Source organism: Actinomadura formosensis NBRC 14204, assembly GCF_001552155.1.
In the GTDB taxonomy this organism is placed as follows: domain Bacteria; phylum Actinomycetota; class Actinomycetes; order Streptosporangiales; family Streptosporangiaceae; genus Spirillospora; species Spirillospora formosensis.
On the sequence record NZ_BCQQ01000035.1, the window covers coordinates 1 to 22,901 of the forward strand.

The window sequence follows — 22,901 nt, forward strand, 5'->3', positions numbered from 1 at the left end:
GGGCCGCCGCGGCGACCTGCTCCGGCTCGGCCTGCCCGTCCACGACCGCGAACGACTTGATCTCGATGACGTGCAGCCGGCCCGCGAGCTGGAACGCGATGACGTCCGGCTCCAGATAGGCCGGACACCCGGCGATCTCCAGCCGCAGCAGCGGATGGTCGAACAGCGTCCCCTCGCCCGACTCCAGCGCGCGGGCGAGCAGCCGCCGGGTCCGCGAGTGCCGCAGCTCCCGGCTCTCGCTGCCCGCGACCACCTCCAGGTCGTCGTAGGCGACCTCGGGGACGTCGAGGCCGAGCCGCTCGCGCAGCAGCGTCACCAGCTCCGCGCACCCGTCGGCCTTCACCTGCGCCTCGAACACGTTGCCGCGCGTGATCGCGAACTGCGACTGCCCGAACGGCGCGGAGAACCCCAGGGCCCGCGCCACCGCGTCCTTGTCGACGCCCGCCGCGTCCATCACCCCGCGCCGGGCGCAGCCCGGATTGGAGGTGAGCGCGGCGATCGTGCGGGCGTCGTGGTTGCGCGGCGGAGCGTCGCCGCGCAACCGGTCCAGCTCCGGTGCGGTGTCGGTCATCGGTCGGTCTCTCCATCGATGGCAGGGTGCCGCCCGGAGGCCCGCACGGCGCGCAGCCGGCTGCCGAACAGCCGTTCCGCGTCGTCGAGCCGGTCCCGGGCGCGGGCCGCGGCGGCCTCGCGGTGCCGCCGGTCCGGTTCGCGGTGCACGTCCAGCTCGGCCCGGGCGGCCTCGGCGAGCACGGCCGGATCGGCCGTACCGACCGTACCGGTCGTCGCACCGGGAATGTTGGACGCGAAACGCCACAGCAGCCGCTGCACGCCGGGGGACGGTGTGCCGCGCCCGGCGTGCTCGGCGAGCCGTACCGCGGCGGTGAGGAAGTCGGTGCGCGGGCTCAGCGGCCCGACGACCCGCCGCTCCAGCGGCCAGGTGCTCACGGTGAGCAGCCCGCGCGCGGGGGCGAGCAGGTCGGCGGTCAGCGCGGCGCACAGGTAGTACGGCCGCGCGTACGGCGCGGTGCGGAAGGAGCGTTCCTCGTCGCGGCGCAGGCTGGTCAGCCGGCTCCCCGGGATCTCGCCGGTGAAGAACGCCGCGTACACCGCCCCGATCAGCTTCGGCGCCGCCGGGACGCCGAGGAGCGTGAGCGCCTGGTGGACCTGCTCGCGGACGGGCAGCAGCCCGCGTTCGCCGTCGTCGTGGGTCGCGGGCCCGCCGAGGACCGCGTCGTCCCACGCCTGCTCGGCCCGGCGCAGGTCGGCGCGCAGCGCGCGGGCGGCCCGCCGGTCCCCGGCCGCCATGGCCCGCCGAACGGCGGCGCGCAGCTCGGTGATGCGCGTCTCCAGCTCGTCGGGGGTCGGGACGCCGGGGGACCGGGGCATGCGGCAGACAGTACAGCCACTTCCCGACAGTTCCAGTGTTTTCCAGCTTTTCCGCGTCCCGGCCAGGGATCGGCGCGGCCTGCGCCGCACGACCGGGCACCGCCACGGCACGTGCGGCCGGAACACGGCGCCGGGCAGGATCAGGAACGCGGGTCGCGGCGCAGGGGGTGCCCCTCCGGGACCTCCACAATAACGATCTTCACGCCGTCCGGGTCCTCGATCCACATCTCGACCAGGCCCCACGGCTCCTCGCGCGGCTCCCGGGTGACGCGCGCCCCGGCGGCGGCGAGCCGATCGTGCTCCGCCCGCACGTCCCGCACCTGGAGCCAGATCATCGGGGACGAGCCCGTCTCGCCCGCGCCGTGCCCCGACACCTCCAGGAACCCCGGGCCGAGGAAGAACACCACGCTGGGGGAGCCGGCCGGGCCGAACTCCCGGTGGACGGCGAGCCCCAGGACGTCGCGGTAGAAGGACCGGGTGCGCGCCGGGTCGGCCGGGCGCAGCAGGATGCGGCTGCTCAGTACGTCCATGCCCGCCATCCTCACCCGGAGCCGCGCCGCCCCGGGCACCGCCACGCCCGGCCGGTGTCCCGGCGCGGGTCAGGTGAGGAAGCTCGCGCGATACGTGGCGGCCATGTCCTCGTCACCGTGTCCCCGCTCGATGACGCGGCGGAGCCGCTCGCCCGCCGCGTCGTTGACGTCCACCTGGATCTTGGCGGATTCCGCCGCCTCGTGGATCAGCCGGGTGTTGGTCTCGGCGTTGCGGGCGGCGAAGCTCGGCTCGAAGTCGCCCTCGACCATGGCCTTCATCTTCATCTGCAGGTAGGGGCTGTCGAGCGGGCCGCCGGTGAGGACCTCGCCGAGCAGCGCCGGGTCGAGACCGAGGCCCTTCGCCAGCGCGACGGACTCGGCGACGACCGCGGTCAGCGAGATCGCGTAGCCGACCGCGGCGAGCTTGAGCCGGGTGCCCGCGCCGGCCGCGCCGTCCTCGGCCAGCCAGAGCGTCCGGCCGCCGACCGCGTCGAACAGCGGATCCAGGACGGCCCGCGCCTCCTGCCGCCCGGCGGCGAGAACGAGCAGCCTCCCCTGCTCGGCGGGCTGCTTCGTCCCCTGGACGGGTGCGTCGACGAACGTGATCCCGCGTTCGGCGGCGAGGGCGGCGAGCCGTCCCAGGGACGCGAGGCCGACCGTGCCCATCTGTGCCCAGACCTGCCCCCGGCGCAGCGACGGCGACGCTTCGCTCATGACGGACAGGGCCGTCTCGCCGTCCTTCAGCATCGTGATGACCACCTCGGCACCGTCCACGGCCTCGGCGGGGGAGCCGGCCACCACCGCGCCGTCGGCGGCGAGGGGTTCGGCGCGCGCCCGCGTGCGGTTCCACACCGTGACCCGGTGGCCGTTCCGCAGCAGGTTGCGGGCCATCGCCGCCCCCATGATCCCGGTTCCGAGCATCGCGACCCGAGTCATCTCGCACTCCTTTTTGAACTGTTCGATCCATAACCGTGCCGGGGCAAGCCTCGCACACGGCCGCGCGGCGCGCATCCCGTGGGTCCCTACCCGCCCGCGGGAGGATCGGTCAGCCGTAGTGGGCGTGGCCGTCGTCGTGCGCGTCGGCGTGGGCGGCCGCGTACGGCGCGGCGAACGCGTCGAGGGTGCGGTCGAGATGCGCCGACCACCAGGCCACGAGGGGCGCCGGACCGCGCCCGCCCGTGCCGTCCGCGCCGAGGTACCGGTGCCGCAGCGGCGCGACGTCGCAGAGCCGCTCCCACCACTCGCGGTGCACCGCCGCCTGGATCTGCCCGGCGTCCAGCGGATACGCCGAACGGTGGCCACGCACGAACGCCTGCACGCGGTCCAGATCGAGGCCGCGCTCGTCCTCGCAGGCGAACAGCCGCGCCGCCGAGCGGACCACCTCACCGGCGATCGGCCCCGCCGCCAGCCCGTCCCAGCCGAGGACGGCGGTGACGTTGCCCGCCCCGCCGTAGCGCAGGTGCCCCGCGTGGAACGCGCCGTGCAGGTACCCGACCGTGCTCACCTCGATGTCCGGCGGCTGGTGCCCGGCGAACTCGGTGAGCAGGGCGCGGCGCTCGCGGAGCCGGCGCCCGGTCAGCGCGTCGAAGTCGGTGCCGCCGGCGTCGCCCGGGACGTCCCGCAGCATCTCCGCCACGGCGGCGGAGGCGTCCGCGGCGCGCGGTGTCGGCACCAGCATGCTCTGCTGGACGGGCGCCGTCAGCTCGTCGAGCGCCGCGTGCAGTCGCCCGAGCAACTCGCCGAGCGCCTCGCACTGGCCGAACGTCAGCTCCAGCCCGCCCCGCCGGCGTCCCCCCACCCACGGGTACAGGACGTAGCCGTGACCGGCCGCGGTGACCAGCGTCCGGCCGCCGCGCGCCGGCATCGGGGCGAGCACCGGCAGCCCCGCCGCGTCCAGCGCGGTGGTGACGGTGTGCTGGAAGAGCAGACGGCGCCGGTCGGGTTCGGCGTACTCCCGGAGGAAGAACGTCCCCGCGGATGTGCCGACGCGCCAGCAGCGGCGGCCGGGACCGGCCTCCAGCGGGCTCGTCTCGCCCGGCGCGCCGATGTCCCAGCGCCGCAGCGGCCGTGGCGGCGGCCCCGTGGCGGCGGGCGCGGTGTCAGCGCTCTGGGACGTGGGCACGTCGGCACCTCGGCTGCGTCGGACGGACGTCGGTCGAATGGGTGTTCTACGCCGACGCTACACGTCCCGCCCGCACGGCGAAAGGGAACGCGCGTCCGCCGCCTCAGACGCGCTCCAGCACCACCACGGGGATCTCGCGGCTCGTCTTCTTCTGGTACTCGTCGTAGTCGGGCCAGACGGCGGTCATCTTCCGCCACAGCGCCGGCTTCTCCGCGGCCGTCGCGGTGCGGGCCCGCGCGGTGAACTTGTCGCCCTTCACCTGCACCTTCACCGCGGGGTCCGCCTGCAGGTTCCGGTACCACAGCGGCGGCTCGTCGGCGCCGCCCTTGGACGCCACGACGAGGTAGGCGTCACCCTCGGTCTGGTAGATGAGCGGTGTCGTGCGCTCCTTGCCGGTCTTCCGCCCGGTCGTGGTGAGCAGCAGCGCCGTCGTGCCCTGCCAGGCGTGCCCCTCCGCCCCGTCGGTCTCCTGATAGCGCTTGACGTGCTCTTTGCCGAAAAGCATCGAATCCTCCTTTGGTCCGGCCTTGGCCGTTGTCCGGCTGCCCGGGTCAACCCCCGAACGGGAGATGCTCTTCCCGGAGTGCGGCACTCAATGCCGTGCCCTGCCGGCGCGCCGGGCTCATTACGCTGGGCCGGTGGACGACGCGGTGGAAGTGGCGCGGCGATGCGCCGAGACGATGTACGCACGGGACAAGGTGGCGCAGGACCTTGCCATGGAGATCGTGGAGATCGCGCCTGGCCGGGCGAGGCTGCGGATGACGGTCGCCGACACCATGGTGAACGGCTTCGGCATCGCGCACGGCGGCTACCTGTTCCTGCTCGCCGACACCGCGTTCGCCTATGCGTGCAACACCCACGACACCGTGACGGTCGCCGCGTCCGCCGACGTCGTGTTCGTAGCGAGCGCGCGCGGCGGAGACGTGCTTGAGGCGAGCGCGTCCGAACGCGTCCGCTACGGCCGCAGCGGGGTCTGCGACGTGACGGTGCGGCGCGTCCCGGACGGCGAGGTCATCGCGGAGTTCCGCGGCGGAAGCCGCAGCCGGGACCGGCGGGTCATCGGCGCCCCGTGAACCCCAGATCAGTGAACCCCAGACCAGTGAACCCCAGACCGGTGGACCCGGTCAGAGGTCCTTCAGGACGCGGGTGAGGAAGCGCGCCGTGTCGTCGGGACGCTCGGCCGTGATGCACAGTTTGTTCATCACCCGCATGTAGGTGTCGACGTCCGTCGGCTTGTCGAGATAGAGCGCGCTGGTGAGCTGCTCCAGGTAGACGACGTCGGACAGGCCGGGCTCGGCGAAGCGCAGGATCGTGAACGGGCCGCCCGCCGCCGCGTGCCCGCCCGCCCCGAACGGCACGATCTGCAGCGTCACATGGGGCAGCTCCGACACCTCGATCAGGTGCCTGATCTGGGCCCGCATCACGTCCCGGCCGCCGAGGGGACGCCGCACGACCGCCTCGTCCAGCACGGCCCACAGCGTCGGCGCGCCGGGCGAGGTGAACCGCTCCTGCCGCGTCGTGCGGATCTGGACGCGCCGCTCGACCTCCTCCTCGGAGGCGTCGGAGAAGCCGAGCCGGACGACCGCGCGGGCGTAGTCCTCGGTCTGCAGCAGCCCCGGCACGAACTGCAGTTCGTAGGCGCGCAGCAGTGACGCGGCCTCCTCCAGGCCGAGGTACACCTCGAACCAGCTCGGCAGGATGTCGCCGTACCGGTGCCACCAGCCGGGAGTGTTGGACTCCTTGGCGAGCCGCAGCAGCGGGGCGCGCTCGTCGGGGTCGGAGACGCCGTAGAGGGTGAGCAGGTCGGCGACATCGCGTTCCTTGAACCCGACCCGTCCCAGCTCCATCCGGCTGATCTTGGAGTGGGAGCCGCGGATCTCGTAACCCGCCTGCTCGGTGGAGATCCTGCTCGCCTCGCGCAGCCGGCGCAGTTGCGCGCCGAGCAGAATGCGCAGGACGGTGGGGCCGCCGCGTCGCGGATAATTGATCAGCCGTCCGGTGGGATCGCCATCGGGCGGAGGCGCGGAGGCAGCTGAATCCTGGGCCAAGGGGTCACCAGCCAGTCGACAGGTCTGCTCGTTGATGGAACGGCACCGACCTATGTTAGAGGATGCGGACACGCTTTTGGGAGATAGCGAAAACGCGTTCGCGAACGGATCCCGTGCGCGGCGTCGCCCGGGACGCGCCGGCCGAGACATCCGGTGACCAGTGCAGTCGGTGGCTGGGCGGCTGCGGAACGTGGCGCCGCTTCGGGACGGGAGTCGTCCCGATGGTCATTTCGAAGGCGGCCCCGGAGGTGGCTGGCGCGTCAATTGGGCGCCGTTCTGTGACATTGCACACGGCCAATCCTGACAAGTCAATCCGCAATCCGTCGAGTGACACGTGAATGTCGGTTGTCGTGCAATTTGGTGAATCGCCGGGGCGCCCGCGCGGTCCCGCCGGGCGGTACGTGATGAAGCTCTCGTCCCGCCCCGGCAAGATCTCCGGCCGCTCGGACGTTGACCGGGCAGCGGGCGGCCACCGCCGCCCGCTGCCGAGAGGCGACCACCACCGCGCATCTGGGAGAATCATGAACGCGACCCGTGAGCGACCGGAGATCCGGTTCCTGACCTCGGGCGATGTCACGGCGCACGAGCGCGCCGCCGCCGAGCGCGCCGTCCGCGAGGCGCTCACCGCCGCCCACCACGTCACCTCCGTCCAGGTCACGCTGAGCGTCGTCAACGACTCGTCGCTGCCGCGGCCGGCGCTGGCCCAGGCCGTGGCCGAGATCGACGGCCGGCGCGTCCGCGCCCAGGCCGCCGCGCGCCGCATCGACGAGGCCATCGACATGCTCCGCGAGCGCCTGGCCGTCCGGGCGACCTCGCTCCAGGCGGGCTGAACCCGCCCTGCCCGCCTGAGCGCTTCGGCAGCACCTCGCGGGCATGGGAAAGGCGGCGTCCTTCTCCGGGACGCCGCCGTTCGTGCGTTCAGGGGGCGAACAAGGCGCGTTCAGACGTCGCGCCGGGTCAGGAGGAAGGCGGCGAATCCGAGCGGGACGAGCACGTACGCCACCAGCACGGCCGCCGCGGCTCCCGGGGACAGGAGGTCGCCGTAAACGGAGTTCTCCGCGCTGAGCCCCGCCATCTCCCTGGGCAGGGCACCGGGCATGACCGACCCGATCCGCGCGTTCCACGGCCCCGGCAGGTGGCAGGCGAGCAGCGGCAGGACGTGCCATGCGAAGACGACCGACACGATCGATCCCGCCGTGGAGCGCAGCAGCACACCGAACGCCAGGCCGAGCAGCGCGAAGACCGGCACCACCGTGCCCGCGAGGACGAACCCCGGCAGGTCGTGCGCGATGGACGCCCGCTGGTCGGGGAAGGGCCGGTCGCCGACGATGAGCCGGGTCCCGAGGAACGAGCCGATCGTCACCGCCTCCCCGGCGGCCAGCGCCACCGCCCCGATGACCGTGCTCTTGGCGAGGAGCAGGGTGCGCCGCCCCGGCAGCGCGGTGAGGCTCGTGCGGATCATGCCCGTCCGGTACTCGGACGTGACGGAGAGCACGCCGAGGATCCCGAGGCACAGTGACGCGCCCCAGCCGGCCAGCTCCTGCAGCGGACGCAGCAGGAGCTCATCGCGGCGGTCGGCGGCCAGCCCGTCCCAGACGTGCGCCATCTGGAACGCCAGCAGCAGGACGAACCCGGTGAACAGGGCCGTCACCGACAGCACCCAGTAGGTCGAGCGGACCGAACGCAGCTTCCACCACTCCGCCGCCAGCGCGTCGGTCACGGCGTCACCGCCCCGAACTCGGCGCTGCCCGCGGTCAGTTCCATGTACGCCTCCTCCAGCGAGGCGCTGTGCGGCGTGACCTCATGCAGCGGGATCCCGTGCGCGGCGGCCGCGTCGCCGATGGCGGTCACGTCCAGCCCGGTCACGCTGAGCGCACCGCCCGGAGCTGATTCGACACCGCCTCCCGCGGCGGCGAGCACCGCGGTCAGGTCGGCCGGACGCGGCGAGCGGACGAGGACGCCGCGCCGGAACCGGTCCGCCAGCTCCCGCACCGAGGTGTCCGCGATCAGCCGGCCGCGCCCGATGATGACCAGCCGGTCGGCCGTCAGCTCCATCTCGCTCATCAGATGGCTGGAGATCAGCACCGTCCGTCCCCCGGCCGCCAGGGACCGCATCAGTTCCCGGATCCAGCGCACGCCGTCCGGGTCCAGGCCGTTCACCGGCTCGTCGAACACCAGCACCCCCGGATCGCCCAGCAGCGCCGCCGCGATCCCGAGCCGCTGCCGCATCCCGAGCGAGAACCCGCCGATCCGCTTGCGCGCCACCCCGGCGAGCCCGACCTGCTCCAGGACCTGCGTCACCCGCCGCGTCCCGATCCCGTTGCTGCGCGCCAGCCACCCGAGATGGTCGAACGCCCGGCGCCCACCGTGCACGGCGGACGCGTCGAGCAGCGCCCCCACCTCCCGCATCGGCCGCCGCAGCTCGGTGTACCGGCCGCCGTTCACCAGCGCCTCGCCGGACGTCGCCCCGCCGAGCCCCAGCAGGACGCGCATCGTCGTCGTCTTCCCGGCGCCGTTCGGACCCAGGAACCCGGTCACCGTCCCCGGCCGCACCACGAAGGACAGGTGATCCACGGCGGTGGTCCCGCCGTGGCGCTTGGTCAGCTCGCGTACTTCGATCATGCGGACCAGGCTGGTACGGGGCGGCCCCGTCCCACATCGGAGCATGGGCGGGACCCGCGCGTCCGACCGTGCTCCGAGGGCTCCGCCCCGCCTGCGACCCCGGTCTGACGGCCGCCGGTACGAGGCGCCGGCCCCGGGCGTCCCGCTACCGTCGTGACGTGGACGAATCCGAGCTGCGCCCCCCGTTCTGCACGCGGTTCGGCCGGCGCGGCCTCATCGGGCTGGACGCCGGTGCCGCGGTCCTCTACACGCTGGTGCTCCTGACGCTCTCCGCGGCCTCTGGCGAGTCCGCGCTTGTCGGCGTCCCGCTGGCCGCCGCGGTGGGCCTGCCCCTCGCGGTGCGGCGGCTGTGGCCCGTGCCCGTCTTCGCGGCCGTCCTGGCCGCCTCGACCGCGTCCTTCGCGCTCGGCCTGCCCTGGGACTCCCACGCCGCCGCCGCGTTCGCCCTCTACCCGGTCGCGCTCACCCGGCGCCGCCGCCGCTGGCTCCCCACCCCGCTGATCGGCGCCGCCAGCGCCCTGCTCATCTTCGCCGGCGCCACCGTCGGGCCCGCCGGCCGGCACGCCGAGATCCTCGGCAGGTTCGTGCTCGGCCTCGCCGTCCTCGGCGCGTCCTGGACGCTCGGCCGCGCCGTCCGGGAGCGCCGCGCGCAGACCGCGCACTCCGCCCGCCGCCTCGCCGACCAGGCCGTCTCGGACGAACGGCTCCGCATCGCCCGCGAACTCCACGACGTCGTCGCCCACAGCATGAGCCTGATCGCCGTCAAGGCCGGCGTCGCCGTCCATGTCGCCCCGGCACGCCCCGGCGAAGCCCTGGACGCCCTCCGCGTCATCGAGAGCACGAGCCGCAGTTCCCTCGCGGAGATGCGCCATCTCCTCGGCGTCCTGCGCACCGACGCCGACCTCGGCCCGGCTCCCGGCCTGGCCGGCCTGCCCGTCCTCGCGGAACGCGCCGCGATGGCCGGCGTCCGTGTCGACCTGGACGTGGACGCCTCCGGCCTCCCCGAAGGCGTCGAGCTCTCCACCTACCGCATCGTGCAGGAGGCGATCACCAACGTCGTCAAACACGCCGCTCCCGCGTCCTGCCGCGTCCGCGTCAGGGCCGGCGGACGCCGCCTGTCGATCGACGTCACCGACGACGGGCCCGGCGCGCGCGTCCTGCCGGGCGGTGACGGGCACGGGCTCATCGGCATGCGCGAACGCGTCATGATGTACGGCGGCGACTTCACCGCCGGGCCCCGTCCGGGCGGCGGCTTCGCCGTGTCGGCCGCATTCCCGTACGAACCCTAGGAACCCCGTTGGATCTGCGTGTCCTCGTCGCCGACGACCAGGCCCTGGTGCGCGGCAGCTTCCGCGTCCTCATCGACACCGCGCCCGGCCTGCGCACCGTCGGCGAGGCCGGCACCGGCGCCGAGGCCGTCGAACTGGCCGGCCGGGAACGTCCGGACGTCGTCCTCATGGACGTCCGCATGCCCGGGATGGACGGCATCGAGGCGACCCGGCGGATCTGCTCCGGCCTCCCCGGCGTCCGCGTCCTGATCCTCACGACCTTCGACCTGGACTCCTACGTCTACTCGGCGCTCAAGGCCGGCGCGAGCGGCTTCCTCCTCAAGGACACCCCGCCCGCCGACCTGCTCTCCGCCATCGAGGTCGTCGCGTCCGGCGAATCGCTCCTGGCCCCCACGGTGACCCGCCGCCTCATCGCCGAGTTCATCCGCCGCCCCGCACCCGTCCAGCCGCCGCCCGCGGGCCTGGACACCCTGACCGACCGCGAACGCGAGGTGCTGACCCTCATAGCCAGGGGCCTCTCCAACACCGAACTGGCCGGGCACCTCCACCTGAGCCCCGCCACGGTCAAGACCCACATAGGCCACCTCCTCTCCAAACTCCAAGCCCGCGACAGAGCCCAGCTGGTGATAGCCGCCTACGAAACCGGCCTGGTCCACCCCCAGCAGGGGCCGCAGCGGCAATGACGACAACACGACCCGCCCGTTTCTGCGGCGCGTCCAGCCGTCAGAAGAGGGAGGTCAGTCGCGGAGGTGCAGGACGAGGCGATCGGTGAAGGTGCCGCGGTCGGCGGCTTTGGCGGCGCGTTGCTTCTCCAGGTCTGCGGGGGTGAGCCCGTGAACGGCCGCGAGAGCGTGGACGACCTCCAGGAGATCGGCGAGTTCGGCCGGGTCGCCGCTCGCGGCGTACTCTGCGGCCTCTTCGAAGAGCTTGGCGCGCAGCAGCGCGGCATACTCTCCTTCGCCTGCGACGCGGGTTTGCGGCAGGCCGCCGGCCGCACGGATGATCTCGGGTATCCGGTCCCGGACGAGCTTCTCCGCCGGCCCGTCGCCCTCCTTGGTCGGGTGGACCGTCGCACCGTGCCTTCGGTCCAGGGATTGGATCCATTTCGCGGCGACCGCGGCGGTCTGGACCAGCTCGCCCCGGAGGGCGGCGGGCTCCGATTCGGCGAGGGCCTCGAAGAACTCCTCGGCCAGGATGTGCCGCCAGGTCAGCTCCCCGCGTGACCAGGCGGTACCGCATTCCCGCTTCGCCTCCTCCGCGTGTTCGCGGAACTCCGGTCCGCTCCCGTCGGGGAACTCTTGGACGCCCCATATCCGGTCCTGGGCGTCGCGTTCGGCCGCGATGTCCGCCAGCACCCGCGCCAGCGTTCCCGGCGTGTGAACGTTCTCCATGCCGCTCGACGTTAGCCACCTGGACGATTCGGCGGGGCATGGTCGGGCTCGCAGCTGAGCAACTCGTGCAGGACGGGTGGGAGGTCGTCCCAAAGCCATTCGTTGAGCGTGCCCGGGAAGTCGGCCGGTGGCCGTATGGCCAGGCGTCGGGGTGCGACTTCGGCCAGGTGCACCGCGAGGGGGCCGTCGTCCCACATGGGGTCGCGGTTGCCCCAGAACGTGGAGAAGTCGGTGCTCGTCAGCATCAGCTCGGCCGGCAGCGTGTGGTCGCCGGCGTGCCTGCCCAAGGGGAGCAGCCGTTGCGCGGCCGTGCGGAGGATGTTGAGCGCGGCGAGGTCGTGTGGGCAGGCGACGTCGGTGATCTCCAGTTCGGGAAGCCCGAAGCGGCCCAGTCCGCGGGTCTTGAGGGTGACGCAGGAGCAGCCGTCGATGTCGTCCTCGTCGGCGGTGCAGCGCCCCGAGTTCCGGTACGGCGGCAGGACGGTGCCGAGCCAGTCGTCGGCGAGGACGAACTCGTCGAGGCGTCCGGGGGAGGCCACGGGCAGAATCCGCCCGGTGGCGAGGTCCACGGGCACTCCGCAGAGCGCTTCGGCGATCGCCTTGGCCGCGGCCCGGGCGACATGCGGCCCGGATGGAAGATCGCCGACCGGCTGGACGGACGTGACACCGATGTGCCGGGCGGCCCGGCGCATCCTCTCCGTGTCGTCCTCATCGGCGCCGACCACCCCGCTCAGGTCCCAGGGCGAGCCCGCGGCGGGGTGGCAGGCCAGCACGAGCCGGGGAGTGCCGAGGCGCCTTGCCGCCGCTGCGGCGAACGGGCCGGGGAGCCGCCGGCGGATCACCGTCGGCAGGTCGCCGGGGTCCTTGTCGGCCGCGATGACGAAGCCGGTGGTCGTCTCGTCGGGGACGGTGATGGTGACGCGCATTGCGGCCTCCTCGGGGCGTGGACCGGCGGATGCGGTCCAGCCTCGGGGAGGCCGCCGAACGCTTTCACTAGAACGCGATTCTGTGGATAAGGGGGCGGAACGCGCGGGGCGTTGTCCTCCGGGCCGCCTCAGCGGGCGGAAGGCTCCACGTAGTGGCGCTCACCCGGGCCCACGTAGACCTGGCGCGGACGTCCGATCTTCGTGGACGGGTCGTTCATCATCTCCCGCCACTGGGCGATCCATCCGGGCAGCCGGCCGAGCGCGAACAGCACCGTGAACGCGTTCGTGGGGAAGCCCATCGCCTTGTAGATGACGCCCGTGTAGAAGTCCACGTTCGGGTAGAGCTTGCGTTCGATGAAGTAGTCGTCGCTCAGGGCGACCTCTTCAAGACGCATGGCCAGGTCCAGCAGCGGGTCCGACTTGCCGAGCGCGCCCAGAACCTTGCCGGTGGCCTTCTTGACGACCGCGGCGCGCGGGTCGTAGTTGCGGTAGACGCGGTGCCCGAAGCCCATCAGCTTGACACCGGGCTCCTTCTTCTTGACGCGAGCCACGAAGGAGTCGATGTCATCGCCGTTCTCGTGGATGCGCTCCAGCATTTCCAGGACGGCCTGGTTGGCGCCGCCGTGCAGCGGGCCGAACAGCGCGTCCACGCCCGCGGACACCGACGAGAACAGGTTCGCGTGGCTGGATCCCACGAGCCGCACGGTCGAGGTCGAACAGTTCTGCTCGTGGTCGGCGTGCAGGATGAACAGCATGTCGAGCACACGCGCGATCTCGGGATCGATCTCGTGGGGCTGTGTGGGGAGACCGAACATCATGCGAAGGAAGTTCTCCACATACCCGAGAGAGTTGTCGGGGTAGAGCAGCGGCTGGCCGATGGAGGTCTTGTAGGCGTAGGCGGCGATCGTGGGCAGCTTGGCGATGAGCCGGATGCTCGACTGGTCGACCTGCTCGGGGTCGAACGGGTCGAGGCTGTCCTGGTAGAACGTCGACAGGGCGCTGACCGCGGAGGACAGCACGGCCATGGGGTGGGCACGGCGCGGGAACACGGAGAAGAACGCGCGGAACTTCTCGTCCAGCAGCGTGTGGTTGCGCACATTGTCGGTGAAGGTGCTCAGCTGGTCGGCCGTCGGGAGCTCGCCGTAGATGAGCAGGTAGGCCACCTCAAGGAAGGACGACTTCTCCGCCAGTTCCTCGATGGGGTAGCCCCGGTAGCGGAGGATGCCCGCCTCACCGTCGATGTAGGTGATCGTCGACGTGGTGGACGCGGTGTTGGTGAAGCCGGGATCAAGCGTGACGTTCCCCGTCTCCTTCAGGAGACTGCCCACTCCCAGTCCTGACGGCCCTTCGGTCGCCTCGGTGACCTCCAGAGGCATCCGGCCGCCCGCGTGGTTGAGCTCGAAATCCGACATACTCGCTCACTCCCAACTGGGTCTACACCTGTGTAGACGTTTCGCCCTTCATCGTATCCAGGTGATCATTCACGCCGATCCTGACCCTTCCCATTGACGGATGACCAGCCCGGATGTTCCGGTGGGGGCATGACCGATCACGGAGCCGCCGAGCTCGTCGCACGCACGCGCCGGGAGATCGCGGAGGCGACGACCCCGAATCGCTTCGTCGACCTGCTCGAAACGGGAGACGTGCCCCGGGAGCGCCTGGGCTGGCTGGCCGGTGAGGAGTACCGGATCGTCGGTAGCGATCGGCGCAGTTTCGCCCTGCTGGCGGCCAGGTTCCCCGGTTCACCGTCCGGTGAGCTGTTTCTGGGGCTTGCGCAGGGCGAGGGGCAGGCGCTGGCCCTGCTCGGAGACTTCGCCGCCGCGCTCGGCAAGAGTGAGAAACATCTCATGGCGTACGAGCCGAGACCCCTCGCGCAGGCATACCCGGCCTACCTTGCGCAGAGGGCGGCCTTCGGGACGGCCGGCGAGGTCGCCTTGGCCATGCTCGCCAACCTGGAGGAGTGGGGCGCGTACTGCGCCCGCGTTGCCCGGGCCCTGCGAACGCGGTACGGCTTCGCCGACGCGGCCGTCGGGTTCTTCGACTTCTTCGCCGCGCCGCCGCCCGGCTTCGAGGAGCAGGCCGTGGCCGTGATCGCGGCCGGGCTCGCCTCCGGCGACGATCCCGCCGAGGCCGCTCGCGCGGCCCGCTTTCTGCACGCCTACGAGACCGCGTTCTGGAACGTCCTCGCGGAGGGCTTGCCGTGATGGGTCGTCCTAATGCTCACGGAGCGTTGGCAACTCGGCCGTGATCTCGACCAGGGTCCGTTCGTGGGCGCCGATGAGCTGCTCGATGTCCACGGGCGGCCATTCCTCGCCGTAGTGGGCGTCCAGCAACGTGGACAGGGCGACGAGGACCTGCTCCGGTGAGGGGCGTTCCCCAGGGTCCTTGACCAGGCAGCGGACCACGAGCCCGTGCAGGGGGTCGGGCAGACGGGTGAGGTCGGGGTCGCCGTACACGATCCTGCTGCGGACCTTGTGGCCCGTGCCAAAGGGCGCAAAGCCCGTCGCTGCGAACACGAGCGTCGCGCCGAGGGAGAAGACGTCGCTCTCCGGATGGACGGGGGCGCCGAGAGCCTGCTCCGGTGACATGTAGGCGGGCGTTCCCAGAATCTCCGTACGGGACAGCGGCAGTGCGTCCAGGGGCCTCGCGATGCCGAAGTCGATGACCCTTGGACCGTCCGAAGCGAGCAGGACGTTCGACGGCTTGAGGTCCCTGTGCACGATGCCCGCACCGTGGATCGCGATCAGCGCCTCCGCGAGCCCGGCGCCCAGCCGGCAGGCCGCCTGTTCGCGAAGCGGCCCTTTCTCCTGGACGACCTTGGACAGGCTCACACCGCGGATGTACTGCGTCGCAAGCCAGGGCTGATCCGCGTCCGGGTCGGCGTCGACGACGGGCGCGGTGTAGAAGCCGCTGACCGACCGCGCCGACGTCACCTCCCGGCGGAACCTCGCCCGCCACCTGGGATCGTCCAGAAGCTCCGGACGGATGACCTTCACGGCCACGAGACGCCTGCTGGGCGAGGCTCCAAGGAACACCTCACCCATCCCACCGGCACCGAGCCGGCCGACCACACGGTACGGGCCGATCATCTCTGGAGGTTCTGACTGCATGGCACGGAGATCCGATCATGGTGGGGCGCGCTCAATCGTGCCACGGCGCGGGCCTTCGCCCGACCATGCGCCCGTTCACGTCCAGGGCAGCGCACTCCGTTCCGCCCAATAGCGCTCCGGTGAGATGCTCAGGCCGGCCGGCACTAGCAGTTCGCGCTCGTCCAGGCACATCTTCGCCGCCGCCAGATTCGACTCCAGTTGCGCCGGGCTGACTGCGCCGATGAGAACGATGTCCGCCCAGGGCCGGGAAAGGGCCGCCGCCAACGCCAGGGCATCCGGCTGCATGCCGCTCTTGGACGCGAGCGTCTGCACGGCCACGGGCGGCCGTATGACGAGCCTCCCGTTGGCCAGCACCTCCTTGAGAAGAACACGCAACCCCGAATCGTGCGCTTCGCGCAGAGCGTCCTCGGCCGAGGTCTCCAGGATGTTCCACGTTGATTGGACGGTGCTGAAAAGCCTCTGGCCGGATACGTCCAGCGCCATCGCCCGGCGGATGGTGTCAGCCTGCCTTGGGCCCGACGTGGAGAACCCGACACGGATGCCCTCGGCGCTCAGTTCCGCCAGGGCCTCCTGTAGACGGATGTCCTGGAACAGGGGGCTATCTTCGGTCAGCGAATGCACTTGATAGACGGAGAGGTGTCCGTCCAGCAACTCGCGTGTCTCTCTGTACTGCGCACGGTAGCGGTCAAGACTATGTTCCTTGACCTCGTGCACGGGAGCATCGATCTTCCAATCGCCGACGTAGGTGTATCCCCACTTACTGGACACCGTCACATCATCGGGATCGCGGGTTTCAAGCCAGCCCCCAAGGAACTCCTCGGCCTTGCCGTAGGAGCGTGCGACATCCACCCAGCGGATGCCCGCCGCGTAGGCCGTATCAAGGACGTCCCAGGTCGTCGCACGCATCAACTCCACGCTCCGGCGAGGTGGAAGCTCGCCGGCCCTGCCCAGATTGATGTATGCGGGCCGCCCGAGTGCCGCAAGCCCGATGCCCAGCCTCTGTATAGCGTCCATCTCCCCACCCTTGCACGCCCGGCCGCGCAGCAGAGCCCGGATAATTGTCCGATTTGCCCAATGAAAGGCGCCCTGCCGGGGTCGGCTATCCACAGAATCACGTTCTACTATTCTCGGGGTTCCTCGTCCGCGAGGCTTTGTCCGCGTCAATGTCGATCGCGGTACGAAAGGCACGCCGATGCCCGAACAGATCAACCCCACCCGGTACGGCCCGCACCAGTTCGCCGGCCATCTCGGGCTCGCCCGATGGCAGCTGCGCGTCGGTCTGGAACATGGGCTCCTGCCCGGGCCCGACGTCGACGGGGACCGCTGGTCCGCCGGCCTCGCCGAGGCGGTCCGGGAACGAGGCAAGGAGATCGTCGCCAGATTCGGGGACGAACCGCCGATCGGCTCCGCACGCGCCGCCGCTCGGCTGGCCACCCGGGTGGGCCTCGACGTAGAACGCCGGGACATCGAGGTCCTGGTCGCCGAGGGCGCCCTCAGCGTCGTCAGCAGCTTCCGCGGACACCCGGTCTACCTCATGCGCGACCTCGACCGGCTCGATCCCGACGTCGTGCGGAAGGTCGTCACCGCAAGGAAGGGGCCCCTCACCGACACCGTCGACGCGGGCGGAGCGGCGGCGATCCTCGGATGGCCCCGCCGGACGTTCGACCGGATCGCCGCCGAGCGCGGCCTCATGACGGACCGGCTCGGCCGTTACGCCCTCTCCGACATCCGGGCACTGAGGGCGGACGAGCCCCTGGCCCACGAGGTGGCAGCGGAGAAACGTCACCTCGCCCTGACCAAGACCCGCAGGTCCGAGGCTCGGATCAAGGACGTCATCCGCGCCTGGATCCTGCGCTGCTCGGCCTACACCGACGATGCCGCCGGTCGGCCACCGGACATCGCCCCGCTCAGCCGCGCGCTCCGGAGCCTCGCCTCAGTCCGAGCCGAAATCGCCGAATACGAACGGGCAACGCCCTGAAGACCGTTCACCGGGGGGCGTCTCATGGGGGCGCCGGCCTGGACGATCATGGGCCGCCGTGACGGCGGGCGTTGCCCCTCGGGCACTGAACGACGGCGTGATCGCTTCGGCCGTCCTCGCCGTGAGCACGGCCGATGGCCCGCCCCATGGAGCCTCGCGTGGCCGGGCGCAATCGGGGTTGGCGCCGGTCGCCCCCTAAGCGCCGTATCTGGCCGGTGCCGGCACTTGGCGGACGCCGCGCCCGTCGCGTTCCGGTCGTCCTTCACATGGGCCCGCCGGTCAGGGGCGCCGCGGGGACGAGCGGCGTCTGGGCGAGGATTCCCGAGTCTTCCCGTGCTGCGCCAGCACGGCCAGGAGGTGGTCCCGGGCCTCTGTGCGGGACATCGCCGGGACGCAGCCGGGGAAGCCGAGAGCCAGCGAGGGAGGGGCGCTGACGAGGCCGTTGTCGTCGATCGTGGCCTGCTCGCCCGTCCAGGGACCGAGGAGGATCGCGGAGGCGCCGCCGGGATGCCGGGCGAGGAGCGCCTCGATCCTGCCGATCTCCTGGGCGCAGTCGGCCACCAGGAGGAGCCGGCGTGCCTGCGTCACACCGGTGTTCCGGCGGATCACGAGTTCGGTCTCCAGGTAGGCGACCGCGGCGTCGAGATTGCCGGGGATGAACAGGCCGGGGGTCTCGTCGTCGAGCAACTCGTCCTCGGCCAGCCCGAACAGGGTGGTCGCGTCCGGACGCGGGATCACCACCAGGGAGTCGTCACCGTGATAGCCGAGAGCGGTCAGGGCGAGGACGCGTGCGGTGGAGACGGCGCCGGGGCCCGACAGGCCCATGGCCGGAACGGCGAATGGGTCGAGGACGGGACGGTAGCCGAATGCGGCCGGCCGCCTCTCTTCCACATCGGGTGTGCGGAGCACGGGCAGGCCCGCGCCGGCGAAGGCGAAGACGCGGTGGCGGAAGGGATAGCAGATCACCGCCGCCGCCGGAACGAGCAGGCTCAGCAGCACGACCGGCCGCAACGAGCGAGGAGGAGACTCCACCTCCCGGGCCTGATTCTGTGTGCGAATTGGTCCCGGAGCGGGGGAGGCAGGACGGGATGTGGCCTTCGCGCGGGTGGGAGAGGACGGCCTGCCGCCCGGCGGATCCGGCGGAGCGGGGCGCGGATCCGGCGGAGCGGGGCGCGGATCCGGCAGGGGGGCGCTCGGGCGCGGTTTCGCGAGCGGTGCGGGTGAGGGCGTCCTGCGCCCGGTTCTGGGCTTCCCGGTGTGCCGGTCCGCCCAGCGGGGGAACCCCCGGCCGAACTCCGGCCTCCGGGGAGACCTCTCGTGCATCGACCGCCATGCCTCCCTGCATTTGCGCGCGGTGTGCCGGTCGCCGATGCCCGCGGCGTGACGGCAGATCGGCGGCACGGATCCGCGCGGCTCCGGTCCGGCTCGGTCGGTGGCGTACGAAGGTGCGGCGGCGCCGATGGAGAGGGCGGCGGCGATCGCGGTACAGGCCATCAGCCCGCAGGCGCAGCGGAGCCAGCCGCCGAGCAGGACGGCAAGGCGGGGATATGCCAGGAAACGGTTCATCTCGCCTCGGGGGGATCGGTTCGGTCACCGTGAGAATGCCGATCGTAGTCAATTTGGCTACGGAGCGTTGAACATTGCTCACAGTTGATCATTGATCATGTGCGGCCGACCCCTGCACCACGACCGAAATGAGCGGTATGTGGCAGACGGTTCCGGCATGCCGATGCCCTGCCTCGCGGAAGGTGTGCGGCGCGGTTCGGCGCCCTGGAAACGCACTCCCTCTCCCGCCGCCACGTGCTTTACGAGGACACCGCTCACACGGTCGCGGGTACGCGCCGAAGAACAACTCGTTCTTGAGGAGGCGGAACGGCATGCGCGGGGTGGCGGCGCGATGCCAGAAGCCGCACTCGCCGCCAGCGAGGCAAGCGGCACAGATCAAGCGGCACGCTCTCGGCCCTGGAGTTCGAGGCCCCCAACCTCGAACACCACACTCAGACCGCCACCCCACCCACCCCAACCCAGGACGCCCCGCCCGGGGTGCCCTGCCCTCGCCCCGGGGATGCTCCGCACCTGTTTGGAATGTCCCACCCCCGCCGGGGATGCTCCGTATCTATCCGGGTATCCCGCACCCGCCCCGGGACGCCCCGCACTTGCCCGGGTGTTCCGCACCCGCCCAGGATGCTTCGCCCCCGTCCGGGGGGTGCTTCGCGCCCGCCTAAGAGGCCCTGCATCTGCCCGGGGCGGTGTTCGCCGCTGTTCCTTCCAGCCGCTCGCCGGGTGGCCGGGCGGGAGGCTCGGGTCAGGCGGCGCGGTCTGCGGGGGAGAGCAGGACGTCGTACATGCCCAGGGGGAGTGTGTCGCCCCACAGCCAGTCGTTGACCGTGCCGCCGAAGTCCTCGGGCGGGCCGACGGCGAGGAGGCGCGCGGTCAGCGGGGTGAGGCGGACCTGGAACGGGACCGGTGGGGTGAGGTGGATGCGGCGTGTCGATCCCCAGAACTCGTTGAAGTCGCGCTGGGTGAGGTCGAGCGTGGCCGGGACGGTGCGGGTTCCGGTGGCCGGGCCGCCGGCGAGCCATGACCAGTGGTCGGTCAGGAGGCGGCGGGCGGTCGTCCGCAGGACGTTGAGCGCAGCGAGGTCGTGTGGGCAGGCGACGCCGGTGATCTGCAGTTCGGGGAGGCCGAAGCGGCGGAGGCCGCCGGTGCGCAGGCGGACGCAGGCGCAGCCGTTGACGCCCTCGGGGTCCAGTTCGGGGTCGGCGGCCGTGCAGCGGCCGTTGGCGCGGAACGGCGGCAGGATGTCGCCCAGCCAGTTGTCGGCCAGTACGAAGCGCGTCCTCTCGGTGGTGGACGGCGTCAGGATGTGGCCCGTGATGAGGTCGGCGGTGATGCCGCCGGTGGCCTCGGCGATGGCGTAGGCGGCGGCGCGGGCGACCTGGACGCCACGGGGCTGGTCGGTGATCGGCGCGAAGGCGGTGACGACCGCGAACTCCGTCGCGTCGTGGAAGGTCCGCGCGGCCCGTCCGTCTTCGGGACGGGCCGCGCGGACGTCCCCCGGATCCCAGCGGAGGGTGGCGAGGTCCTCCCGGGTGACCTGGAGCTGGGACGAGCCCAGCCGCCCCGTGATGTGGGCGTGGTACGGGCCGGATGCGGTTCGGTTCAGCAGGTCGGGGAGGTCGTGCGGGACGCTGCCGGCGGCCACGGCGAACCGCGAGGTGGTGGTGGACGGGACCGGGAACGTGATCGTGGTCATCGGGCCGCTCCTTCCGGGGACGGGACACGGCCAGCATGCGCGACCGTCCAGACCGGAAGCAGTAGAACGAGATTCTGGGGATAAGTCACCGGTCGGCCCGGGACGTACGGCACCCGGAGGCCGGCCAAAGTGCTCACGAAGACCCATGTGAAGCGGGCTTGGCGGGCGAATCCGTGCCGGCGGGGCTTGCCGGGCCGGGGCGCGGCGCGATGCACCGGAGGTCAGCCGCGACGATCGGTAAAATTCTCGTCACCCGCGGTGGAGGTCATCGGGGAGGTGACGGCCTGTGGCGGCGGCGTCCGCGGTGACGTCGACGGAGCCGGGCGGGGCCGCAAAGGGCAGGTTCCGGTGCGGGTGCCGCCGCGGACGATGATCCTGCGGAACGGCGGCCGGCAGTGGCTCGGAGCCCGTCTGTCCAGTTCCGACACGCCGTTCACCACGGAAAAGACCAGCTTCGGCCGAATTCGCGGGGATTCGCGCGGCATCGACGGCGTAATCAGGGGGAATGTGTACCTTGGGGAGATCAACACTGCTGTGAGCTGCGGGGACGGGCCCCGCCGCGCAGCGTTGGAATAGGAGGTCCCCGTGGCTCGAACACTGTCGAGGGGCACCCGCGTGACCGGTGCCGAACGCACGCAGCTCGCCGCCGAGCTCGCTCCGCGGTACGCGGCCGGCGAGAGCATCCGCGACCTGGCCGCCGAGACCGGCCGGTCGTACGGGTTCATCTACAACGTCCTGAAGGAGGCGGGAGTGCCGCTGCGCGGCCGGGGCGGCAACACCCGGCGCAAGAAGAACTGAACCGCTCCCGCGACCAGGTAAGACCAGTCCGTACAAGGAAGAAGCGAGTACATGACCGGACGTCCCCCTCGCCCCCCGGGGGGACCCCGTGCGCTACGAACGGCGGAACGCCCCGGTGACCTCGGAGCGCCCGTTCAGGTTGGCGAGGTCGGCGGCCGCCCGCCCGGCCACCCAGCCCTCATAGTTGGAGACGGAACCCGCCCGCCCCTCGGTGAGGCCGGGGAACATCGTGTCGACGGCCCGCTCGACGGCCCGGTCGCGCGCCGCCAGTACGGGAAGAAGATCCTTCCCGCCGGCGCCCGCGGCCGCCCTGCCGGCCGCCTCACCCGCGACCTCCCGCAGACGCTCCCCGACACGGGCCGCGTAGGCGTTGAGGAACGCGTGGCGGAACGACCGCGTCCGTGACCGTCCCCGCGCGTCGCGGCGGGGACCCGCGTGCACCATGGCGGACGTCGCCTGCACGAGCAGCGATGTGAACAGCATCTCCACGGCGGCCAGATCGGCCGGATAACCCAGGACCGTGGAGAAACCCAGCTCACGATGCCAGACCGCCCGGCAGCGGTTCGCGTCCGCCACGACCGTCAACAGGGCCGCCTTGGGCGCCTCATACGGGTTGTCCACTGCGATGCGCCGCCCGGCCGGCCCGCCCGTGCCGCCCGCCTGCGCGTCCAGCAGCGCCTGGTCGATGCTGTGCCGTGCCATCAGCTCCTGAGCACGCGCACTCAGCGCCTCCGCCTCCTCGGGGAACTCGGTGGACTCGGCCTTGGCGAGAAGGGCCCGGACCCGGCCCAGTGTCCGCTGATCCACCGCCCGCTCACGTCCCCCGGCCGCGTCCGCGAACCGGCTCCCGCCATGCGCGCCCCGGCCGGCCGCGCCGCCGCCGGCCGTGTTCCCCCTGGAGGCACCCTCACCAGGCGTGCCGTCATCGGACGTTCTCGCGCCGCCCTGCCGGGTGCCGTGTGCGGACCCGCCGCGGGGGTCTCGGGGCACCCTGCCGGGCGGTGGGCCCAGGGACGGGAGCTTCGGCAGTGCCTCCAGAAGATGGATGAGCTCGATCGCACACGTCACGTAGACCGCGTGGTGCACGCCTTCCCGGCCGCACCACTCGGACGGATGCGAGTCGTCGCCTGTCCACCAGACGGCGGCGCCGAGGGCGGCGAGCTGGTCGAGCCATTGAGCGTCGACGGAGGTCCGGGGGTAGGCGCGCATCTCGTCCGCGATCGCGTCCGTTGCGAGCCGGGCGTGTCCGGCGGTGAGGCGCCGCGATGCGAAGCGGACCACGTCGGCCGGCTGCCAGCCACGGTCCCAGGCGGTGGTGACCGCCCGGCGCAGCCGCGCGGCGAGGCAGCGATCGGTGTTCGACGCCGGCGACCCGGGGCCGCGCCGCCATGCCTGTCGCACCGGGACTCCCGTCCTCCGACATCGAAGGCCAGGACGCATCA

Annotated in this window: 23 protein-coding genes and 1 pseudogene; 7 read left to right on the forward strand and 17 right to left on the reverse strand. The window is 72.0% G+C overall.

The features are described from left to right. The 6 genes and pseudogenes from AF1_RS11835 to AF1_RS11860 form a co-directional block, all read right to left on the reverse strand. Nucleotides 1-571 (reverse strand): annotated as a pseudogene (locus tag AF1_RS11835) (hypothetical protein); the annotation flags it as partial. Further along, the gene (locus tag AF1_RS11840) at nucleotides 568-1,389 is read right to left on the reverse strand and encodes a hypothetical protein (RefSeq protein WP_067796612.1); all 822 of its coding nucleotides are present in this window, start codon (nucleotides 1,387-1,389) and stop codon (nucleotides 568-570) included. The gene AF1_RS11840 and the pseudogene AF1_RS11835, both read right to left, overlap by 4 nt. Before the next feature lie 140 nt (nucleotides 1,390-1,529). After that, nucleotides 1,530-1,919 carry a VOC family protein gene (locus AF1_RS11845; protein ID WP_067796615.1) on the reverse strand — a complete coding sequence of 130 codons (390 nt, stop codon included), beginning with the start codon at nucleotides 1,917-1,919 and terminating at the stop codon, nucleotides 1,530-1,532. Between the two features lie 69 nt (nucleotides 1,920-1,988). Then, a complete protein-coding gene (locus AF1_RS11850; protein WP_067796618.1) occupies nucleotides 1,989-2,855 on the reverse strand; it encodes an NAD(P)-dependent oxidoreductase in 867 nt (288 codons plus the stop codon). Between the two features lie 109 nt (nucleotides 2,856-2,964). Continuing rightward, nucleotides 2,965-4,041 (reverse strand): phosphotransferase enzyme family protein, encoded by a 1,077-nt coding sequence (locus AF1_RS11855; protein ID WP_067796621.1) that lies wholly within the window; start codon nucleotides 4,039-4,041, stop codon nucleotides 2,965-2,967. Between the two features lie 103 nt (nucleotides 4,042-4,144). Continuing rightward, on the reverse strand, nucleotides 4,145-4,546 hold the full coding sequence (locus AF1_RS11860) for a nitroreductase family deazaflavin-dependent oxidoreductase (RefSeq protein WP_067796623.1): 402 nt from the start codon (nucleotides 4,544-4,546) through the stop codon (nucleotides 4,145-4,147). Between the two features lie 133 nt (nucleotides 4,547-4,679). Here AF1_RS11860 and paaI point away from each other — a divergent pair, with 133 nt between their 5' ends. Beyond that, nucleotides 4,680-5,114, forward strand: a complete 435-nt coding sequence (gene paaI / locus AF1_RS11865) for a hydroxyphenylacetyl-CoA thioesterase PaaI (protein ID WP_306303160.1) — start codon at nucleotides 4,680-4,682, stop codon at nucleotides 5,112-5,114. 51 nt (nucleotides 5,115-5,165) lie between these two features. Here the strand turns inward: paaI and AF1_RS11870 are convergent, their stop codons facing one another. Next, on the reverse strand, nucleotides 5,166-6,032 hold the full coding sequence (locus AF1_RS11870; protein ID WP_067796756.1) for a helix-turn-helix domain-containing protein: 867 nt from the start codon (nucleotides 6,030-6,032) through the stop codon (nucleotides 5,166-5,168). 578 nt (nucleotides 6,033-6,610) lie between these two features. Here AF1_RS11870 and AF1_RS11875 point away from each other — a divergent pair. Then, a complete protein-coding gene (locus tag AF1_RS11875; protein WP_067796626.1) occupies nucleotides 6,611-6,919 on the forward strand; it encodes a hypothetical protein in 309 nt (102 codons plus the stop codon). 110 nt (nucleotides 6,920-7,029) lie between these two features. On the opposite strand, the gene AF1_RS11880 is transcribed toward AF1_RS11875, so the two are convergent. Continuing rightward, the gene (locus AF1_RS11880) at nucleotides 7,030-7,809 is read right to left on the reverse strand and encodes an ABC transporter permease (protein ID WP_067796628.1); all 780 of its coding nucleotides are present in this window, start codon (nucleotides 7,807-7,809) and stop codon (nucleotides 7,030-7,032) included. Continuing rightward, nucleotides 7,806-8,711: an ATP-binding cassette domain-containing protein gene (locus tag AF1_RS11885; protein WP_067796631.1), complete on the reverse strand. Its 906-nt coding sequence runs from the start codon at nucleotides 8,709-8,711 to the stop codon at nucleotides 7,806-7,808. Before AF1_RS11885 ends, AF1_RS11880 begins: the two co-directional genes overlap by 4 nt. A gap of 158 nt (nucleotides 8,712-8,869) precedes the next feature. Between AF1_RS11885 and AF1_RS11890 the strand changes: the two genes are divergently transcribed. Next, nucleotides 8,870-10,000, forward strand: a complete 1,131-nt coding sequence (locus tag AF1_RS11890; RefSeq protein ID WP_207394005.1) for a sensor histidine kinase — start codon at nucleotides 8,870-8,872, stop codon at nucleotides 9,998-10,000. 8 nt (nucleotides 10,001-10,008) lie between these two features. Next, a complete protein-coding gene (locus AF1_RS11895; RefSeq protein WP_174548847.1) occupies nucleotides 10,009-10,683 on the forward strand; it encodes a response regulator in 675 nt (224 codons plus the stop codon). 54 nt (nucleotides 10,684-10,737) lie between these two features. Here the strand turns inward: AF1_RS11895 and AF1_RS36285 are convergent, their stop codons facing one another. From AF1_RS36285 to AF1_RS11910, 3 genes are all read right to left on the reverse strand, one after another. Beyond that, nucleotides 10,738-11,391 carry a nucleoside triphosphate pyrophosphohydrolase gene (locus AF1_RS36285; protein WP_242608748.1) on the reverse strand — a complete coding sequence of 218 codons (654 nt, stop codon included), beginning with the start codon at nucleotides 11,389-11,391 and terminating at the stop codon, nucleotides 10,738-10,740. Between the two features lie 11 nt (nucleotides 11,392-11,402). Further along, entirely contained in the window at nucleotides 11,403-12,317 is a 915-nt protein-coding gene (locus AF1_RS11905; RefSeq protein WP_067796634.1) for a hypothetical protein, read from the reverse strand. Between the two features lie 128 nt (nucleotides 12,318-12,445). After that, nucleotides 12,446-13,729, reverse strand: coding sequence for a citrate synthase (locus AF1_RS11910; RefSeq protein ID WP_067796637.1), 1,284 nt, complete (start codon nucleotides 13,727-13,729; stop codon nucleotides 12,446-12,448). Between the two features lie 129 nt (nucleotides 13,730-13,858). Here AF1_RS11910 and AF1_RS11915 point away from each other — a divergent pair, with 129 nt between their 5' ends. Continuing rightward, the gene (locus tag AF1_RS11915) at nucleotides 13,859-14,521 is read left to right on the forward strand and encodes a thiaminase II/PqqC family protein (RefSeq protein ID WP_067796640.1); all 663 of its coding nucleotides are present in this window, start codon (nucleotides 13,859-13,861) and stop codon (nucleotides 14,519-14,521) included. 9 nt (nucleotides 14,522-14,530) lie between these two features. Here AF1_RS11915 and AF1_RS11920 read toward each other — a convergent pair whose 3' ends face one another. Both AF1_RS11920 and AF1_RS11925 read right to left on the reverse strand, forming a co-directional pair. Beyond that, on the reverse strand, nucleotides 14,531-15,406 hold the full coding sequence (locus tag AF1_RS11920) for a serine/threonine-protein kinase (RefSeq protein WP_165488356.1): 876 nt from the start codon (nucleotides 15,404-15,406) through the stop codon (nucleotides 14,531-14,533). Between the two features lie 96 nt (nucleotides 15,407-15,502). Beyond that, complete coding sequence (locus AF1_RS11925; RefSeq protein WP_255218797.1) at nucleotides 15,503-16,333, reverse strand: aldo/keto reductase; 831 nt, start codon at nucleotides 16,331-16,333, stop codon at nucleotides 15,503-15,505. 286 nt (nucleotides 16,334-16,619) lie between these two features. On the opposite strand from AF1_RS11925, the gene AF1_RS11930 reads away from it, so the two are divergent. Next, entirely contained in the window at nucleotides 16,620-17,405 is a 786-nt protein-coding gene (locus AF1_RS11930; RefSeq protein ID WP_067796650.1) for a hypothetical protein, read from the forward strand. A 279-nt stretch (nucleotides 17,406-17,684) separates the two neighbouring features. Here AF1_RS11930 and AF1_RS34250 read toward each other — a convergent pair whose 3' ends face one another. After that, the gene (locus AF1_RS34250) at nucleotides 17,685-18,437 is read right to left on the reverse strand and encodes a hypothetical protein (RefSeq protein ID WP_131732539.1); all 753 of its coding nucleotides are present in this window, start codon (nucleotides 18,435-18,437) and stop codon (nucleotides 17,685-17,687) included. 1,273 nt (nucleotides 18,438-19,710) lie between these two features. Further along, on the reverse strand, nucleotides 19,711-20,661 hold the full coding sequence (locus tag AF1_RS11940) for a hypothetical protein (protein ID WP_067796655.1): 951 nt from the start codon (nucleotides 20,659-20,661) through the stop codon (nucleotides 19,711-19,713). A 585-nt stretch (nucleotides 20,662-21,246) separates the two neighbouring features. Between AF1_RS11940 and AF1_RS11950 the strand changes: the two genes are divergently transcribed. Beyond that, entirely contained in the window at nucleotides 21,247-21,459 is a 213-nt protein-coding gene (locus tag AF1_RS11950; protein ID WP_067796662.1) for a helix-turn-helix domain-containing protein, read from the forward strand. A 93-nt stretch (nucleotides 21,460-21,552) separates the two neighbouring features. Here the strand turns inward: AF1_RS11950 and AF1_RS33195 are convergent, their stop codons facing one another. Next, nucleotides 21,553-22,860 (reverse strand): DUF2786 domain-containing protein, encoded by a 1,308-nt coding sequence (locus AF1_RS33195; RefSeq protein ID WP_067796665.1) that lies wholly within the window; start codon nucleotides 22,858-22,860, stop codon nucleotides 21,553-21,555. Between the last annotated feature and the right edge of the window lie 41 nt (nucleotides 22,861-22,901).